Annotated in this window: 13 protein-coding genes; 6 read left to right on the top strand and 7 right to left on the bottom strand. The window is 69.4% G+C overall.

The features are described from left to right. The first annotated feature begins 253 nt into the window (after positions 1-253). Both ACIRB1_RS39285 and ACIRB1_RS39280 read left to right on the top strand, forming a co-directional pair. The gene (locus tag ACIRB1_RS39285) at positions 254-1,171 is read left to right on the top strand and encodes an ABC transporter permease (RefSeq protein ID WP_352185344.1); all 918 of its coding nucleotides are present in this window, start codon (positions 254-256) and stop codon (positions 1,169-1,171) included. Further along, positions 1,164-2,036 (top strand): ABC transporter ATP-binding protein, encoded by an 873-nt coding sequence (locus tag ACIRB1_RS39280; RefSeq protein ID WP_352185343.1) that lies wholly within the window; start codon positions 1,164-1,166, stop codon positions 2,034-2,036. Before ACIRB1_RS39285 ends, ACIRB1_RS39280 begins: the two co-directional genes overlap by 8 nt. Positions 2,037-2,052: 16 nt before the next feature. Here ACIRB1_RS39280 and ACIRB1_RS39275 read toward each other — a convergent pair whose 3' ends face one another. Both ACIRB1_RS39275 and ACIRB1_RS39270 read right to left on the bottom strand, forming a co-directional pair. Next, on the bottom strand, positions 2,053-2,505 hold the full coding sequence (locus ACIRB1_RS39275) for a GtrA family protein (RefSeq protein WP_403468892.1): 453 nt from the start codon (positions 2,503-2,505) through the stop codon (positions 2,053-2,055). 185 nt (positions 2,506-2,690) lie between these two features. After that, positions 2,691-7,622, bottom strand: a complete 4,932-nt coding sequence (locus tag ACIRB1_RS39270) for an NAD-glutamate dehydrogenase (protein ID WP_403468891.1) — start codon at positions 7,620-7,622, stop codon at positions 2,691-2,693. Positions 7,623-8,261: 639 nt separating this feature from the next. On the opposite strand from ACIRB1_RS39270, the gene ACIRB1_RS39265 reads away from it, so the two are divergent. Further along, complete coding sequence (locus ACIRB1_RS39265; RefSeq protein WP_403468890.1) at positions 8,262-8,828, top strand: DJ-1/PfpI family protein; 567 nt, start codon at positions 8,262-8,264, stop codon at positions 8,826-8,828. Between the two features lie 170 nt (positions 8,829-8,998). Here the strand turns inward: ACIRB1_RS39265 and ACIRB1_RS39260 are convergent, their stop codons facing one another. Together ACIRB1_RS39260 and ACIRB1_RS39255 are read right to left on the bottom strand one after the other, a co-directional pair. Beyond that, entirely contained in the window at positions 8,999-9,664 is a 666-nt protein-coding gene (locus ACIRB1_RS39260; protein WP_352185339.1) for an HAD hydrolase-like protein, read from the bottom strand. Positions 9,665-10,001: 337 nt separating this feature from the next. After that, entirely contained in the window at positions 10,002-10,517 is a 516-nt protein-coding gene (locus ACIRB1_RS39255) for a DUF6912 family protein (protein ID WP_403468889.1), read from the bottom strand. Between the two features lie 331 nt (positions 10,518-10,848). On the opposite strand from ACIRB1_RS39255, the gene ACIRB1_RS39250 reads away from it, so the two are divergent. Beyond that, positions 10,849-11,577 (top strand): Rv3235 family protein, encoded by a 729-nt coding sequence (locus tag ACIRB1_RS39250; protein WP_403468888.1) that lies wholly within the window; start codon positions 10,849-10,851, stop codon positions 11,575-11,577. A gap of 296 nt (positions 11,578-11,873) precedes the next feature. Here the strand turns inward: ACIRB1_RS39250 and secA are convergent, their stop codons facing one another. After that, on the bottom strand, positions 11,874-14,687 hold the full coding sequence (secA, locus tag ACIRB1_RS39245; RefSeq protein WP_352185336.1) for a preprotein translocase subunit SecA: 2,814 nt from the start codon (positions 14,685-14,687) through the stop codon (positions 11,874-11,876). 267 nt (positions 14,688-14,954) lie between these two features. Here secA and ACIRB1_RS39240 point away from each other — a divergent pair, with 267 nt between their 5' ends. Beyond that, on the top strand, positions 14,955-15,524 hold the full coding sequence (locus tag ACIRB1_RS39240) for a GNAT family N-acetyltransferase (protein WP_352185335.1): 570 nt from the start codon (positions 14,955-14,957) through the stop codon (positions 15,522-15,524). A gap of 58 nt (positions 15,525-15,582) precedes the next feature. Continuing rightward, complete coding sequence (locus tag ACIRB1_RS39235) at positions 15,583-16,785, top strand: winged helix-turn-helix domain-containing protein (RefSeq protein WP_403468887.1); 1,203 nt, start codon at positions 15,583-15,585, stop codon at positions 16,783-16,785. A 25-nt stretch (positions 16,786-16,810) separates the two neighbouring features. Here ACIRB1_RS39235 and ACIRB1_RS39230 read toward each other — a convergent pair whose 3' ends face one another. Beyond that, positions 16,811-17,557: a response regulator transcription factor gene (locus tag ACIRB1_RS39230; protein ID WP_352185333.1), complete on the bottom strand. Its 747-nt coding sequence runs from the start codon at positions 17,555-17,557 to the stop codon at positions 16,811-16,813. A 206-nt stretch (positions 17,558-17,763) separates the two neighbouring features. Beyond that, on the bottom strand, positions 17,764-18,456 hold the full coding sequence (gene hpf / locus ACIRB1_RS39225; RefSeq protein WP_328831068.1) for a ribosome hibernation-promoting factor, HPF/YfiA family: 693 nt from the start codon (positions 18,454-18,456) through the stop codon (positions 17,764-17,766). Positions 18,457-18,662 lie beyond the last annotated feature (206 nt).

Below are 18,662 nucleotides of genomic sequence, written 5' to 3'. Positions count from 1 at the left end.
CGCGCACCCCACACTCCTCCCGCTCAGACCGTATCGACGCAACAGGCCCGTCCCGGTCCAAAACCTAACGGCCGCGTCACATCCGTCACGACGAAACGGTTGCGTTCCGACGCCGAATCGTCCTACGCTCACGTTGCGACGATACGGTCCCGTCCCGACGTAAGAGAACGTAAAGAGAAGCGTAAGAAAACGCCGGGCAACGGAACACGGCAGCCGGACGCGCACCCCCTCCCCCCGAGCGAAAGCAGCGGATGTGAGCCAGGTCCTCCACACACCGCCCCATTCGCCGGCTCCGGCCGACGAAGACGACCTCGCGGCGCTCGCCGCACGCCACGGCCTCACGGTCAGTGGCGCCCGCCCCTCGCTGACCGAGTACGTGCGGCAGCTGTGGGAGCGCCGCCACTTCATCACCGCGTTCGCCACCGCCAAGCTGACCGCGCAGTACAGCCAGGCGAAGCTGGGTCAGATCTGGCAGGTGATGACGCCGCTGTTGAACGCGGCGGTGTACTACTTCATCTTCGGCATCCTGCTGGGCACCAAGCGCGGTGTCCCGGACTACATCCCGTTCCTGGTGACGGGCGTGTTCATCTGGACGTTCACCCAGAGCTCGATCATGGCGGGCACCCGGGCGATCTCCGGAAACCTCGGCCTGGTCAGGGCGCTGCACTTCCCGCGGGCCGCGCTGCCGATCTCGTTCGCGCTCCAGCAGCTCCAGCAGCTGCTGTTCTCGATGGCCGCCCTGATCGTGATCCTGCTCTGCTTCGGTGTGCCGATCAGCTTCTCCTGGCTGCTGGCGGTCCCGGTGCTGTTCCTTCAGTTCACGTTCAACGCGGGCGTCTCGATGATCATGGCCCGGATGGGCGCGAAGACGCCGGACATCGCGCAGCTGATGCCGTTCGTGCTGCGCACCTGGATGTACGTCTCCGGCGTCATGTGGAGCATCGACAAGCTGACCAGCAAGGACCACCTGCCGCACATCGTGACGCTGGCCCTGGAGACCAACCCGGCGGCCGTCTACATCGACCTGATGCGCTACTCGCTGATCGACAGCTTCCACTCCAGCCAGCTCCCCCCGCACGTGTGGCCGGCGGCGACCGCCTGGGCGCTGATCGCCGGAGTCGGCGGCTTCATCTACTTCTGGAAGGCTGAGGAGACGTACGGCCGTGGCTGAGCAGACCGTCGAGTACCACACCGAGCGGACCCGCGTGGCCGCCGACAGCACCGTCCCCACCGTCGTCTGCGACGGCGTGGACATCGTCTACCGGGTCAACGGGACCGGCGCCGGACGCGGCTCCGCGACCGCCGCCCTGAACCGCATGATGCGCCGCGAGAAGGCCGAGAAGGCGGCGGGCGTCCGCAAGGTGCACGCCGTCAAAAAGGTGTCGTTCGTCGCCTACAAGGGCGAGGCGATCGGGCTGATCGGCACCAACGGTTCCGGCAAGTCCACCCTGCTCAAGGCCGTCGCGGGCCTGCTCCCGGTCGAGAACGGCCGTATCTACACCCACGGCCAGCCCTCCCTCCTCGGCGTCAACGCGGCCCTCATGGGCGACCTGACCGGCGAACGCAACGTGTACCTCGGCGGCCTCGCCATGGGCATGTCCCGCGAGCAGGTCAGGGAGCGCTACCAGGGCATCGTCGACTTCTCCGGGATCAACGAGAAGGGCGACTTCATCACCCTCCCCATGCGGACGTACTCCTCCGGCATGGGCGCCCGGCTGCGGTTCTCCATCGCCGCCGCCAAGGACCACGACGTCCTCCTGATCGACGAGGCGCTCGCGACGGGCGACCGGTCGTTCCAGCGGCGTTCGGAGGAGCGCATCCGCGAGCTGCGCCAGCACGCGGGCACGGTGTTCCTGGTCAGCCACAACAACAAGTCGATCCGCGACACCTGCGACCGCGTGCTGTGGCTGGAGCGCGGCGAGCTGCGGATGGACGGGCCGACGGAGGACGTGCTGGAGGCGTACGAGGCCTTCACCGGCGGCGCCGACAAGCCCAAGGCCGCGGCTCCCGCCCCGGCGGCCGGCAAGGTCGCCTGAGGGCGCGGGACGGCCGTCAGCAGTCCTCGTCCCGGAACACCCACGTGCGGTAGACCAGGAAGCGGAACGCTGACGCGAGCACGATCGACAGGGCCTTCACGACATTCGCCTCGAGCGGACCGTGGAGGCCCAGTCCGTGGTAGCCGACGTAGAAGAGGCCGCTCTCCATGAGGACGCCGATGCCGCTGAAGACGAAGAACAGGGCGATCCGGCGGGCGCCGGGGGCGTCGCGGTCGCGGTAGGTGTAATAGCGGAAGCCGAGGTAGTTGGCGCCCATCGCGATGCAGCTGGCCAGGACGGTCGCGAGCATCGCGGGCCAGTGCAGGCCGTGCAGCAGGGCGTTGAAGACCGCGAAGTTGACGAGCACGCCGCTGCCGCCGACGATCCCGAACTTCACGACTTCCAGGACGACGTCACGCACCGGGCGGACGGGCTCGGTCACGCGTTCCTCGTCAAGGTTCAAAGTCACATGATCAGGCTTAGCCGGGCTGAGTAAGCGCTCCTCTCGAATCGCCTTCGATTACGCCTAAGGCACTCCGTGAAAAGGGCGCCCCGAGCCGTCCGGCCCGGGGCGCCCTGATCGTCGTGGCGACCTACTCGTCGTAGCGCCGCGGCGACTTCCTGAGAAGGGTCGTGGCGGCTACGACCCAGGTACTACGAGTGCGTCCTCAGCAGGGTGCGCATGGTGCGCATCGCCACCGACAGGTTGGCGAGGTCGAAGGTCTCCGAGCCCTGGATCTCGTCCAGGGTCGTGCGGGCCCGGCCCAGGATCGCCGCGTTCTTCTCCTGCCAGGTGATGAAGCGCTGTTCGGGGGTCGAGGTGCCGTTGCCCACCGCGAGGATGTCGGCGGTCAGGGCCGCGTGGGCCGCGTACAGGTCCTCGCGGATGGAGGCGCGGGCCATGGACTGCCAGCGGTCCGCGCGGGGCAGCTCGATGATGCGGTCCATGAGCTGGGTGATGTGGAGGCGGTCGGCGAGGTCGTAGTAGACCTCGGCGACGTCCATCGGGTCCTTGCCGGTGCGGTCGGCCACCGAGACGATGTCGAGCGCCGGGAAGGCGGACGAGAACCCGGCCACGCGCGTGGCGAGTTCGGCCGGGACACCGGCGCCGGTCAGCTCGTCGTAGATCTCCTGGTACCACTCCAGGTCCGCGCCGCGCAGCAGCTTGGGGAGCTGGGACCAGACCTGCTCGACGCGCTCGCCGAAGAACTCGACGGTCTCGGCGAGCTGGAGCGGCTGCGGCCGGTTGTTGAGCAGCCAGCGGGTGCCGCGCTCGCACAGGCGGCGCGAGTGCAGCCGGATGCGGGTCTGGACGGGCGCCTCGACGGTGTTGTCGAGCGCCTCCACGCCGTCCCACACCTCGGCGGCGTGGAAGATCGCGCGGGCCGCGGTCTGCGCCCTGACGATCTCCTCCAGGGACGCCCCGGTCTCCTCCCGGAGGCGGTGCAGGAAGCTCGTACCGCCGGTGTTGACCGTGTCGTTGACCAGGACCGTGGTGACGATCTCGCGGCGCAGCGCGTGGGTGTCGATCTGCTCGGCGAACTTCTCGCGCAGCGCGCTCGGGAAGTAGGCGTGCAGCAGGGTGCGCAGGTACGGGTCGTCGGGCAGCGTGGTGTGCAGCAGCTCGTCCGAGACCGTGATCTTCGTGTACGCCAGGAGGACGGCCGTCTCGGGCCCGGTCAGACCCTGTCCCTGGGCGAGCCGTTCGCGGATCTGGCGGTCGCTGGGCAGGAACTCCAGGGCCCGGTCGAGGTGGCCCTCGCGGACCAGGGTGCGCATGAAGCGCTGCTGGGCGTGGAGCATGTCCTTGGACTGGGCGAGCGCGTTGGCGATCGCGGTGTTCTGCGCGTAGTTGTTGCGCAGGACGAGCGCGCCGACCTCGTCGGTCATCTCGGCGAGGATCTTGTTGCGCTGCTTGACGGTCATGTCGCCGTCGGTGACCAGGCCGTTGAGCAGGATCTTGATGTTCACCTCGTGGTCGGAGGTGTCCACGCCCGCGCTGTTGTCGATCGCGTCCGTGTTGATCTTGCCGCCCTGCTGGGCGAACTCGATCCGGCCGAGCTGGGTCAGGCCCAGGTTGCCGCCCTCGCCGACGACCTTGACGCGCAGGTCGGCGCCGTCGACGCGGATCGCGTCGTTGGCCTTGTCGCCCACGTCCGCGTGGGACTCGGTACTGGCCTTGACGTACGTCCCGATGCCGCCGTTCCACAGGAGGTCGACCCGCGACTTGAGGATCGCCCTCATGAGGTCGGCCGGCGTCATCTTGGCGACCTTCTCCTCGATGCCGAGGGCCTCGCGGACGTGCGCGTTGACGGGGATCGCCTTGGCCGTACGGGGGAAGACGCCACCACCGGCCGACAGCAGGTCGGTGTTGTAGTCGGCCCAGCTGGAGCGCGGCAGCTCGAACATGCGGCGGCGCTCGGCGTACGAGACGGCCGCGTCCGGGGTCGGGTCCAGGAAGATGTGCCGGTGGTCGAAGGCGGCGACCAGGCGGATGTGCTCGCTCAGGAGCATGCCGTTGCCGAACACGTCACCGGACATGTCACCGACACCGACGACCGTGAAGTCCTCGCTCTGGGTGTCGACGCCCAGCTCCCGGAAGTGCCGCTTGACGGACTCCCAGGCACCGCGCGCGGTGATGCCCATCTTCTTGTGGTCGTAGCCGGCCGAGCCGCCGGAGGCGAAGGCGTCGCCCAGCCAGAAGTTGTAGCTCTCGGCGACCCCGTTGGCGATGTCCGAGAACGTCGCGGTGCCCTTGTCTGCGGCGACCACCAGGTAGGTGTCGTCCTCGTCGTGCCGGACGACGTCCGCCGGGGGGACGACCTCGCCGGCCACCAGGTTGTCGGTGATGTCGAGCAGGGCCGAGATGAACATCTTGTAGCTGGCGATGCCCTCGGCGAGCCACGCGTCCCGGTCCACGCTCGGGTCGGGCAGCTGCTTGGCGACGAAGCCGCCCTTGGCGCCGACCGGCACGATGACGGTGTTCTTCACCATCTGCGCCTTGACCAGGCCGAGGATCTCCGTACGGAAGTCCTCGCGCCGGTCCGACCAGCGCAGCCCGCCGCGCGCGACCTTGCCGAACCTGAGGTGCACGCCCTCGACGCGCGGCGAGTACACCCAGATCTCGTACGCCGGGCGCGGCGCGGGCAGGTCCGGGATGGCCTGCGGGTCGAACTTCATCGAGACGTACGCGTGCGCGTGCCCGCCGCGTGCCTCCTGGAAGAAGTTGGTGCGCAGGGTCGCCTTGATGACGGTCAGGAAGGAGCGCAGGATGCGGTCCTCGTCCAGGCTCGCCACCTGGTCGAGCGCCGCGTCGACCTCTTCGAGGAGGGCGTCGACGATCTCGCGCCCGGCGCGCTGCCGGTCCGGCGACATCCGCGCCTCGAACAGGGAGACGAGCAGCCGGGTGGTGTGGACGTTGTTGCGGAGGGTGTCCTCCATGTAGTCCTGGCTGAAGGTCGAACCGGCCTGCCGCAGGTACTTCGCGTACGCCCGCAGCACCATCGCCTGGCGCCAGTCGATCCCGGCGCTGAGCACCAGCGCGTTGAAGCCGTCGTTCTCGGCCTGTCCGGTCCAGGTGGCGGCGAACGCCTCCTGGAACCGCTCGCGTCCGTCGTCGCCGAGGTGGTCCCCGTTGCCGTGCTGCGACTTGGGCATGCGCAGCCCGAAGTCGTAGATCCACGCCGTCGTACGGTCCGAGCAGCGCAGTTCGTACGGCCGCTCGTCGACGACCTCGACGCCGAGGCGGCTGAGGACCGGCAGCACGGCGGAGAGGGAGACCGAGGCACCCTTGCGGTAGATCTTGAAGCGGCGCTCGTCGGGGGCGGCGCCCACCGGCTCGTAGAGGCTGAGCGCGAAGCCCTGCTCCTCGGTGAGCGCTTCGAGGTGGACCAGGTCGGCGACGGCGGCGCGCGGGGAGTGGTCCGCCTTGTAGCCCTCGGGGAAGGCGTTGCCGTAGCGGCGCACGAGTTCGGCCGCGCGCTCCTCGCCGCACTCGGCGTTCAGCGCCTCGCCGAAACCGTCGGCCCAGGAGCGGGCCGCCTCGACCAGGCGGGCCTCGATGCGGTCCTTGTCGGCGTCGGACAGCTCCGGCAGCTCGGTGCCCTGCGGGACGCGGACCACGAAGTGCAGCCGGGAGAGGATCGACTCGGTGTTCCAGGCGGTGAAGTCGACGCTGATGCCGTCGAGCTCTTCCTTGAGGATGTCGATGATCCGCAGCCGTACGCCCGTGGTGTAGCGGTCGCGCGGGAGGTAGACGAGGGCCGAGTAGTAGCGGCCGTACTCGTCCTGGCGCAGGTACAGGCGCAGCCGGCGGCGCTCCTGGAGGTAGAGCACCGAGGTGACGATGGAGCGGAGTTCGTCGACCGGGGTCTGGAACAGCTCGTCGCGCGGGTACGTCTCCAGGATCTGGAGCAGGTCGCGGCCGTCGTGGCTGTTGGGCGAGAAGCCGGCGCCTTCGAGCACCTCGTCGACCGTGCGCCGGATCACGGGAACCCGGCGGACGGACTCGGTGTAGGCGGCGGACGAGAACAGGCCAAGGAAGCGGCGCTCGCCGACGACGTCGCCGTTCTCGTCGAACTTCTTCACGCCCACGTAGTCGAGGTACGACGGACGGTGCACCGTGGAGCGGCTGTTGGCCTTCGTCAGGACGAGGAGCTTGTGCTCGCGGGCCTTGGCCCGGGCGTCGGCCGGGAGGCGCTCGAAGGACGGGCTCACCGGGTGGCTGTCCTCGCCGCCGTGCTGCGGGTCGGAGCGCAGGATGCCGAGACCGGTGCCGGGGACGGCGGCCAGCGAGTCGTCCTCGCGCAGCTGGTACTCGCGGTAGCCGAGGAAGGTGAAGTGGTCGGCGGCCAGCCAGCGCAGCAGCTGACGGGCCTCCTCGACGTCGCTGGAGGGCAGGTCGGAGGCGGTCGGCTCGGTGGGCAGCTCGTCGGCCATGCGCAGCGCCGAGTCCCGCATCTTCTCCCAGTCCTCGACGGCCTCGCGGACGTCGGACAGGACGCGCAGCAGGTCGGCGGTGATCTGCTTCAGGTCGGCGCGGTCGGTCTCGCGGTCGATCTGGACGTGGATCCAGGACTCGGTGTGCGCGTCGTGCGGCAGCTCGTCGGCGGGCGGGGTGGTGAGCACCTCGATGAGCTTGCCGGTGAGGTCGCGGCGGACGACGACCTGCGGGTGGATGACGACGTGGATGCCGCGGCCCTGGCGGGTCAGCTCGTTGGTCACCGAGTCCACGAGGAAGGGCATGTCGTCGGTGACGACCTCGACGACGGTGTGGCTGCACGTCCAGCCGTTCTCCTCGACCGTCGGGGTGTGGACCCGTACGTTCGCCGTGCCCTGGGGTCGGGTCTCGGCCAGCCGGTAGTGGGAGAAGGCGGCGCCGAAGACGTCGACCGGGTCGCGGTCGGCGAGGTCCTCGGGGGCGGTGTGCAGGTAGTAGCGCTGGAGGAACGCGAGCACGGTCTCCTGGTCCGGAGCGCTCTCGTCCGTCTTCCCGGTGGGTAGGTGCCCCCCGACCGGGCTGTTCTCAGCTACCCGAGCAGCCCTCTCGAGCAACTCGGCCTTTGCTTCGTCCAGCTTGGTCTGCATTGTCCTCTGGCTCCTGTCGCGCGCCGTTGCGTGACGTAGAAGGAAGTACGGTCTCTTCCCCTGCGGCTCGACGCCACGGCCCGGGTTCTCCGGTCTGCTCAGACGCTATGCCGCAAGGTGAGATGAGCGGTGGGTTATCAGCCATTTTCGGCACGCCCGTCGGGTGTGACGCTGCTCTCTGTCGAGCCCATACCCGGGGTGTGCACGGCGTCCTGGGAGCGTTTGGAGCTCCGTCCCGCCCGCGCGGGCCTGCCATCGGACAGGCCCTGGGAGGACCAGCGACCGCCGCCCGGTCACGGATGTATTCCGTGGTCGCCGGGCGCGGAGCAGGGACGACGACGCCCCCGCGAAATATCGCGCTGATCACGCCACAAGGCTATCGCTCCTCACCGGGGGCTCGTCATGAGCCGGTTGTGTACAAAAGAGAGGGTGGAACTTTGACGTTGTGCACAGGGGCGCAGGACGTGAAATCGTCGTATTCACGGGCAGTCGGGACGGTGACGGTGTCCGCGCGGCGCGGCCCCTTGGCAAGCACGCCGGGGCGCGGCACGTTGCCCATGACGGCCGGCGCGGACGCCCGACGCGGACGCGTGTCACGACCACGGCCTCGCAGCCACGGCCATCGAGGAGCGCACCGACATGACAGCGAAGATCCTCATCGTCACCGGCGACGCGGCGGAGTCGCTGGAGGTCCTCTACCCCTACCAGCGCCTGCGCGAGGAGGGCTACGAGGTCCATATCGCGGCCCCCGAGCGCAAGAAGCTCCGGTTCGTCGTCCACGACTTCGAACCCGGCTTCGACACGTACACCGAGAAGCCCGGCTACACCTGGCCCGCCGATCTCGCCTTCTCCGAGGTCGATCCCGGCCAGTACGCGGCCCTCGTCATCCCCGGTGGACGGGCACCCGAGTACCTCCGCAACGATCCCGAACTCCGCAAGATCCTCAAGTCCTTCTTCGACACGGACAAGCCCGTGGCCCAGATCTGCCACGGCCCCCTGCTCACCGCCGCGATCGACGGCCTGCGCGGCCGGCGCGTCACGGCGTACCCGGCGCTCGAACTCGACATGCAGTCCGCCGGCGCGACCTTCCAGGACACCGAGACGGTCGTCGACGGGACGCTGGTCTCCGCTCGCGCGTGGCCGGATCACTCCAGCTGGATGCGGGAGTTCCTCACGGTGCTGCGGGCGAAGGCGCCGGTCACGTGAGACGGACGGCTCGGGTGGCGTGACGGGAGCGCGCGGTGCCTGGTGAGCACGGCTCGTCGTGAGCCGGTGTCCTTCCGGCGCCGCTGCCCCTCGTCAGCCGTACGTCACGCCTGCCGGAGCCGTACGTCACGCCTGTCGGAGCCGTACGTCATGCCTGCCGGAGCCGTGCGTCACGCCGCCAGTCGCTCCGCCTCCGCGACGGCCTCCGCCAGCGAGTCCACCACCGGTACGCCCACGACCTCGAGGCTGGCCCGGCTGTGCGAACCGCCGGTGTAGAGCACGGCCCGCGCCCCCACGTGCAGGGCGGCCACCGCGTCGTCGGCCGCGTCCCCGATGACGACGGTGCGCGCGGGGTCCACGCCGGTCAGCGCGCCGAGGTGCCGCACCATGTGCTCGGCCTTGCTGCCGCCGGAGGGCCCGGTGCGCCCGTCGACCCGTATGAAGTGCGGCTCGATCCCGAACTCCCTTACCAGCGGGACGAGTTCCTCATGGCCGTACATACTGAGGATCGACTGGCTGCGACCCGCGGTGCTCCACCCCGCGAGCAGGTCCGCCGCGCCCTCGGTGAGCCCGCAGACGACGCGGTGCTCCGTGTAGTACCGGTGGAAGGTGCCGTCCATGACCTCCCACTCGGCGTCGGTGGGCAGCCGCCCCAGCAGCCGCTCGTAGAACTTGGGCACCGGCACGCAGTACAGCGTCCGGTACTCCTCCATCGTGATCGGCGTCAGCCCCAGCTCGGCGAATGCCGCGTTCGTCGCCCCGATGATCGCGTCATTGTCGTGGAACAGCGTGCCGTTCCAGTCCCAGACGATGTGCGCGCTTCCATGCATCCCCATGCCAAAAACGTACCCGCCGCCACTGACAATCAAGAGAATCCCAGGTCAACGGCCCTATACCGGCGTGGGACAGGCTCCGCATACCGTCGCCGGACAGGCTCGGCATACCGGCGCGGGACAGGGCTCGGCATACCGGCGCGGGACAGGGCTCCGCATACCGGCGCGGGACAGGCTGAGTCGGCTACCGGCGCGGGCAGGCTCAGTCGGCATACCGGCGCGGAGCAAGCTCAGTCGGCTACCGGCGCGGGCAGGCTCAGTCGGCATACCGGCGCGGAGCAGGCTCAGTCGCCATACCGGCGCGAGGCAGACTCAGTCGCCATACCGGCGCGAGGCAGGATCAGTCGGCCGACCCGACGAGGTTCGGGATCTCCTGCGTCGCGTACCAGAGCAGCTCGTGGTCCTCGGCCCCGTCCACGACGAACTGCGCGTCGTCGTCGCCGTGATCGGCCGCCGCGAGCGCGTCGGCTGCGGCGCTCACATCACCCTCCGCGTCGTCGAGATCCACGTGCACGGCCGCCGCCTTGGCCAGCGCCACGGTTCCGGTCACCCGCACCTCGCCGAGCGCCGCCGGGTCGAGTCCGCGGTCGGGGTCGCCGTGCGCGGTGCCGTCGGGTACGTCGACGGCGACCACGACCCGGCGCCGGGGCGCGTCGGGGTTGACCGCGAGCAGCCGCAGCGAGGCGAGCGCGGCCCGGTTGAGCGCCGCGTACTCCAGCTCCTCGATGTCGTCGGAGAGGTACCACTCGCGCAGCGCGGGCGTCACGGCGTAGGCGACGAAGGGTCCCGTCCCCAGCTCACCCGTCTTGTACGCCTCGGCGAGACCGGGGAGGGTCAGGGGGACGTAGACGCGCATGGCTGGCCGCTTTCGTAGTCGAAGTGCCTCAAGGAGGACCGTTCCGCGGACGGTGCCGCGCCTCCGGGAGGGCCTTCAGGATACGTGCGCGTGTCCCCCATCGAGTCCCCACCCACCCCCTCGGAACCGTCCACCTCACGCCGGAAATTCACCCTGGGCACCCCTGTGGTGATGGGCTCGCAGGCCGGTGAATCACCTGGATAAGTGAACGCCCCGGCCTCTCCGACCCGCTCCGCCACGTCCTTGCCAGCCCTGCCCGGGGCCCCGTACAAGATCCCCAACCAGAAAGTTACTTCCCGGTACATCCCGGGCCGATCCAACGGGGACCCCCATGCACAAGGTCATGACCAGGACCGCCCAGCACACCCCGACCCGCCCCCCGACCCGCCGAGACCCCCGCCGCCCCGGCACGGGCACACCGCGCGGCCAGGGCGGGGGCACGTCCCGTACGACACCGGTGGCGGCGAGGCCTGACACCACGGTGGCGGGGAGGCGGGCCGGCACGGGCACTCCGGCCATGGGGCCGGGCACTCCCGCGGGTGGCCCGGGCCGGGACGCGGTCTCTACGGCTCCGACGCAGACGGCTCCTGCGCGGACGGCTCCCGCGCAGACGGCAGACCTGGGCACACCCCGCACCTCACGTCACGCCGAACCCCACACCCTGCCCGCCCGGACCGTGCGGGAAGCCCAGGCCGCCGCCCGCCCCCGCGTCCCCCAGCCCCGCCCCACCGATGTCTTCGCCGACCGCCTCCTCGCCGTACTGAGCGGTCAGCGGCCCGTGCACTGGATGCTCCGGCACACCGCCGGCCCCGCCTACGACGAGCTGATCCGCCTCGCCGAACACGGCCCCCTGCGTGCCGGTCGCGGCGTCCGCCCGGTGGTCCGGGACATCGGCTACTACGTCGCCCGCCCCGGCGCCGTGGAGGCCTTCGCCCGCATCGGCGCCGGTGACCAGGTACGCGCCATGGCCTTCCGGCTGGAACAGGGCGCGGACCTCCGCTGGCGCTGCACGGCGGTGGAACTGGGCGGCCCCCGCGCCCCACACCGGGACGACGACTGACCACACCTCCGGGCCGCACGCCAAAGGGCCTGCCGACAACTGCCGACAAGCCCTTGGTACTCGAACGGCGGCCGACCGTACTCGAACGACGGCCGACCACGCCCTCCGGCACCCAAGCCGAAGGGCCGGGCATCCTCACGATGCCCGGCCCTTCACACTGCCTCTTCTCACACTGCCTCGTCGCGGAACGCGGCCCGACAGGCTCAGCCCCTCACGTGGGCCCGCCCGTCACCGACCGCGCCCTCGCGAAGGGGACCGCCCATCACGACTCACCGCCCGCCCGAGCGGAGCGACCGTCACTTCTTGCGGCGGCTGCCCCGGCGACCCTGCTTGCGGCGCTCCGCGCGCGTGAGGCCGTCAGCCTCGGAGCGCACCGGCTCGTCGTCGCTGGTGAAGTCGCCCTCGACGATGCCGCCCTCGCCGTCCACGGTCGGCGCCGAGAAGTGCAGCCGGTCCGGCCGCTGCGGGGCGTCGAGGCCCTTGGCGCGGATCTCGGGACGGCCGCTCGCCTGCGCGGGAACCGTGTCCTCCTTGTCGAGGGACGGCTTGTCGTCCTCCACGAGGACTTCCTCGACCTGCTGCTCGACCTGGACCTCCAGGTTGAACAGGTAGCCGACGGACTCCTCCTTGATGCCGTCCATCATGGCGGTGAACATGTCGAAGCCCTCGCGCTGGTACTCGACCAGGGGGTCCTTCTGGGCCATCGCGCGCAGGCCGATGCCCTCCTGGAGGTAGTCCATCTCGTAGAGGTGCTCGCGCCACTTGCGGTCCAGGACCGACAGCACGACCCGCCGCTCCAGCTCACGCATGATCTCGGAGCCGAGCTGCTCCTCACGCCCCGAGTACTGCTCGTGGATGTCGTCCTTGATGGACTCGGAGATGAACTCGGCGGTCAGACCGGCCCGGTCCCCGGCTGCCTCCTCCAGCTCCTCCACGGTGACCTTCACCGGGTAGAGCTGCTTGAACGCGCCCCACAGACGGTCGAGGTCCCAGTCCTCCGGGAAGCCCTCGGCGGTCTCCGCGGTGATGTACGCGTCGATCGTGTCGTCCATGAAGTGCACGACCTGGTCCTGGAGGTCCTCGCCCTCCAGGACGCGGCGGCGCTCGCCGTAGATGACCTCACGCTGGCGGTTGAGGACCTCGTCGTACTTGAGGACGTTCTTACGGGTCTCGAAGTTCTGCTGCTCGACCTGCGACTGGGCGGACGCGATCGCGCGCGTGACCATCTTGTTCTCGATCGGCACGTCGTCCGGGACGTTCGCCATCGACATCACGCGCTCGACCATCTGGGCCTTGAACAGGCGCATCAGGTCGTCGCCGAGGGAGAGGTAGAAGCGGGACTCGCCCGGGTCGCCCTGTCGGCCGGAGCGACCGCGCAGCTGGTTGTCGATACGGCGCGACTCGTGGCGCTCGGTGCCGAGGACGTAGAGACCGCCGAGGTCCTTGACCTCTTCGAACTCGTCCTTGACAGCCTGCTCGGCGTTCTCCAGGGCGGCGGGCAGGGCCTGGGCCCACTCCTCGATGTGCTCCTCGGGGTCGAGGCCGCGCTGGCGCAGCTCCGCCTCGGCGAGGTCGTCGGGGTTGCCGCCGAGCTTGATGTCCGTACCGCGGCCGGCCATGTTGGTGGCGACGGTGACGGCGCCCTTGCGGCCGGCCTGGGCGATGATCGGCGCCTCACGGTCGTGCTGCTTGGCGTTCAGCACCTCGTGCTGGATGCCGCGCTTGGCGAGCTGCTGCGAGAGGTACTCGGACTTCTCGACCGACGTCGTACCGACGAGGATCGGCTGGCCCTTCTCGTGCTTCTCGGCGATGTCGTCGACGACCGCCTCGAACTTCGCGACCTCGGTGCGGTAGATCAGGTCGGACTGGTCCTTGCGGACCATCGGCCGGTTGGTCGGGATCGGGACGACGCCGAGCTTGTAGATCTGGTGGAACTCGGCGGCCTCGGTCATCGCCGTACCGGTCATGCCGGAGAGCTTGCTGTAGAGGCGGAAGAAGTTCTGAAGGGTGATCGTGGCGAGGGTCTGGTTCTCGTCCTTGATGTCCACCCCTTCCTTCGCCTCGATCGCCTGGTGCATGCCCTCGTTGTAGCGGCGGCCCGCGAGGATACGGCCGGTGTGCTCGTCGACGATCATGACCTCGCCGTCGATGACGACGTAGTCCTTGTCCTTCTTGAAGAGCTCCTTCGCCTTGATGGCGTTGTTCAGGTAGCCCACCAGCGGGGTGTTCACCGACTCGTAGAGGTTGTCGATGCCCAGCCAGTCCTCGACCTTGGTGACACCGGCCTCGTGGATGGCGACCGTGCGCTTCTTCTCGTCGACGTCGTAGTCGCCCGTCTCCTCCATGCCCTTGAGCGGGTTGCCCGCCTCGCCCTGCTTCAGGCGGGTGACCAGCTTGGCGAAGTCGCCGTACCACTTGGTGGCCTGGTCGGCCGGGCCGGAGATGATCAGCGGCGTACGGGCCTCGTCGATGAGGATCGAGTCGACCTCGTCGACGATCGCGAAGTTGTGGCCGCGCTGCACCAGTTCGTCCTGCGACCACGCCATGTTGTCGCGCAGGTAGTCGAAGCCGAACTCGTTGTTCGTGCCGTACGTGATGTCGCACGCGTACTGCTCGCGGCGCTGGGCCGGGGTCATGTTGGCGAGGATGCAGCCGACCTCGAGGCCCAGGAACTTGTGGACGCGCCCCATCATCTCGGAGTCGCGCTCGGCCAGGTAGTCGTTGACCGTGATGAGGTGGACGCCGTCTCCGGAGAGGGCGTTCAGATACGCGGGCAGGGTGCCGACCAGGGTCTTGCCCTCGCCGGTCTTCATCTCGGCGACATAGCCGAGGTGCAGGGCCGCGCCGCCCATCATCTGCACGTCGTAGTGACGCTGGCCGAGGACGCGCTTGGCGGCCTCGCGCACGGTGGCGAACGCCTCGGGGAGCAGGTCGTCCAGGGTCTCACCATCGGCGTAGCGCTGCTTGTACTCCTCGGTGAGGGCCTTCAGCTCGGCGTCGGAGAGGTCGACGAAGTCCTCTTCGATGGAGTTGACCTGGTCCGCGATGCGGTGCAGCTTGCGCAGGATCTTGCCTTCGCCTGCACGCATGATCTTCGAGAGGACGGACACGGGGGTTGGTCTCCTTGCCGGTCGGGCCTGGGACGGTCGGTTTCCAATGACATGACTGAGCAACGGCCATCGTATGCGAGGACCCCGCCACGCCGGGAGCCTGCCGGGGACGCCGACCGCCCACTCCTTCAAATCTGCTTCAAAGGGACAACGGCCGGGGGTCGCCGATGGTGCCGCGTCCCTCCGAGGAATTGCGCGAAATGTGATCACCCGCTCACACAGCGCAAATGTATGGCGTCCTTGTGCGCCCCCGAGCAGAATCGGCCGATGGAACCCGTCACGCTCACGACCGACCGTCTCCTCCTGCGCACCGTCGGCCCGCAGGACACCGACGTCGTGTATTCCGCGGCCCAGGACCCCGAGATCCAGCGCTGGACGACGATCCCCTCGCCCTATCTCCCGGAGCACGCGCGGAGTTTCACCGAACAACTGGTCCCGGAGGGCTGGGAGAACGGTTCGATGTTCACCTTCGGTGTCTTTCTCCCCGAAGGTGAGCTGGTGGGCATGCTCGCGATCACGATGCGCTCCCTGGGCGTCGGCGAGGTCGGCTTCTGGGCCACGAAGGAGCACCGCGGCAACGGCTACATCACCGAGGCCACCGTCGCCGTCTCCCGCTGGGCCTTCACCCGTCTGTCGATCGACCGTGTGGAATGGCGCGCGGAGGTCGGCAACAAGGGCTCCCGCGCGGTCGCCGAACACGCCGGTTTCACCATCGAGGGCACCCTCCGCTCCGCGATCAACAACAAGGGCGTACGACGGGACTGCTGGGTCGGCTCCCTGCTCCCGTCGGACCAGGGCCTGCCGTCGACGGCGCCGTACCTGCCGACCCAGCCGTAGCGGGACGAATCCGCAGCTCAGCCCGCGCTGTCAGTGCCACCGTCTATCGTGCGGAGACATGACGAGTGCCCCGCGCCCCACGACCGACCTGTCGGCAGCCGACGCCCGCCGCCTCGCCCTGCGCGCCCAGGGCTTCCTCGGCGCCCCGGACCGCCGCGGGGGCGTGCGCGGCGTGCTCCGGCATCTCGGCGCGGTCCAGCTCGACACCATCTCGGTCCTCGCCCGCTCCCACGAACTCATCCCGTACGCCCGCCTCGGCGCCGTCCCCCGCAAGACGGTGGAGGACGCGTACTGGACGAGTGCACCCGCCGGCGCCACTCCGGCGCGACCCCACGCCTTCGAGTACTGGTCGCACGCCGCGTGCATCCTCCCCGTGGAGGAGTGGCCCCACTTCGCCTTCCGCCGCCGCGCCTACCGTGCCCGCCCGCACTGGAACCACGACCTCCCGGACGGCACCTACGACCAGGTGATCAAACAGCTCCACACCGAAGGCCCGCTCACCTCGACGGAGTTGGGCGGCGCCAAGCGCACCAGCGAGTGGTGGGACTGGTCCGGCGCCAAGGTCGCCGTCGAGCGCGCGCTCATGTACGGCGAGGTGGTCTGCGTGGAGCGCCGCGGCTGGAAGCGGGTGTACGACCTCGCCGAGCGTGCGATCCCGCAGGAGCTGCTGCACATCGAACTGGATGACACGGAGTGCCTCCGCCGCCTGGTCGCCCTGGCGGGCCAGTCGCTGGGCGTCGGCACGCGCGCGGACATCGCCGACTACCACCGCCTCAAGGGCGAGCAGGTCGACGCGGTGATCGCCGACTCGGGTCTGGTCCCGGTCACGGTCGAGGGCTGGTCCAAGCCCGCCTGGGCCGACCCGGCGGCGCTGGCGACACCCCCGCGCGGCCGCCACCGCACCACGCTCCTGTCCCCGTTCGACTCCCTCGTCTGGGAGCGGGCCCGCACGGAGCGCATCTTCGGCTTCACCCACCGCCTGGAGGCCTACGTCCCCAAGCCGAAGCGCATCCACGGCTACTTCGCGATGCCCGTGCTCGCCGGCGGCCGGCTGGTCGGCCGCGTCGACCCCGCGCGCGAGGGCCGCACCCTGGTGGCCAAGCAGGTCACCCTGGACGACGCCAAGGCCGTCCCGTCCGTCGCTCAGGCCCTGGTCGAGGCCGCGAGCTGGGTGGACTGCACGGACGTACGCGTGGAGCGGGTCGACGCCCCGGAGCTGCGCGCCCCCCTCACCGGGGAACTCGCCCGCCTCCTGGCGTGAGAGTTCGGCCGATCCCCTTGGGGGATCAGCGGATCTCGAGGATCTTCTCCCGCATCGCGTAGACCACCGCCTCCATCCTGGAGTGCAGCTGGAGCTTCTCCAGGATGTTGCGCACATGGTTCTTCACGGTGTTCTCGGAGATGAACAACTGCTTGGCGATATCACGGTTGTTCATACCGGTGGCGACGAGTTTGAGGACCTCCAGCTCACGGTCGGTGAGCCGGGGCGCAGGCACCAGCCTGCGCTCGTCGGTGCGCTGGATCATCGACTTGAACTCGGTGAGGAGTTTCGACGCCATGGAGGGGCTGATCTGCGACTGCCCGTCGGCCACGGCGCGAATGGCGGTGGCCACCTCGTCGGTCGAGATCTCCTTCAGGAGATATCCCGTCGCGCCCGCCTTGATGGCGTCGTAGAGATCGGCCTCTTCGTCGCTGATCGTGAGCATGATGATTTTCGCGCTGGGCGCCACCTCCTTGATGGAGGTGCACGCCTCGATCCCGCCCCGCTTCGGCATGCGTACGTCCATCAGGATGATGTCGGGCAGCAGATCGGCGGCCTTGTCCACGGCCTCGGCGCCGTCACCGGCCTCGCCGACGACCTGGATGTCCTCCTCGGCCGCCAGCACGATCTCCAGGCCGCGCCGGAAGAGGGCGTGGTCGTCCACGACCAGGACTCTGATCGGCTCCTTGCGTGTCGAGCCCGCCTCCGGGCCCATGCCGACGACGCCGCCGTCGGCATCCCCGACATGCATCGGTCCGAAGCTGTCCGCCATCGTTCCTCCCCCTGAAGGCTGTGGCCTGTGGTCCTGCGCCATCGCCAACCCAAGGCAGCGGCCCACCGGTTGGGCCCTGTACGGCCATGATTCCATGCCCGGACGACAGTGCGGTCACGGAGCGGGGCGCGAAGTGGTCGCACACCGGTGCCCCTGGGGGCGCACACGCGCTCCAGGGGCACCGGCTCAACTCTCGGCCGGGTGGCTCAGCCGCCCAGCGTGCCGCCCGCCGCGGGCGGTTGCGCCTGCGTGACCATCGGGTCCGTGCTCAGGTGGATGACGCCGTAGTCGTAGGCGTGCCGTCGGTAGACGACGCTCGGTTCCTTGGTCTCGGAGTCGACGAACAGGTAGAAGTCGTGTCCGACCAGTTCCATCTCGTAGAGCGCCTGGTCGAGAGACATCGGAGAGGCGACGTGGGTCTTCTCGCGGACGACCAGGGGACCTTCGCCCTTGACCTCCAGCGAGCCGATCTTCTTGGTGGGCACACCGTCCGACTGCTCGTCCGGGACGGCCTGGCCGTTGCCGTTGAGCGTCGCGGCGCCCGGGACGTGGTCGGGGACCTCGGCGGCCGTCAGCCGACGGGCACCGCGGCGCGTGTTGCGCTTGTCGTGCTGCTTGCGCAGCCGGGCGTCCAGCTTCTCCGCCGCGAGGTCGAGCGCCGCGTACGGATCGTTGGCCGATGCCTCCGCCCGGATCACCGGACCGCGGGAGCGGAGCGTGATCTCCACTCGGTCACAACGGTCGGCCTGTCGGGGGTTCGGCTCCTTGGACACCTCCACGTCGAGGCTGATCACCTTGCCGTCGAGCTTCTGGATCTTCTCCAGCTTCAGCTTCTCGGCCACGTGCTTGCGGAACCGCTCGGGCACCTCTGTCTTGCGGCCCTTGACGACGATGTCCACGCAGAACTCCGTTCCCGGATCGCTCCGCTTCGCTGCGGAGCGTCTCCCTTTCGCACCAGGCTCCGGTCACCCCGGAACCTCGGACTCGGTGACTTCCACCTCCTCCTCCCCCATGGGCAAGATCTCCACCCCATGGCGGCGAGTGATTGCAGAAAACCCGCAGCACGGCATTCGGATAGGAGAGGCGCGGCCTGCGCCTTTCTCTC

It is taken from the genome of Streptomyces sp. NPDC096013 (assembly GCF_044763565.1).
Taxonomy (GTDB): domain Bacteria; phylum Actinomycetota; class Actinomycetes; order Streptomycetales; family Streptomycetaceae; genus Streptomyces.
The sequence above is the reverse complement of the archived record's forward strand: the minus strand, read 5'-3'. Positions and strand labels throughout refer to the sequence as shown.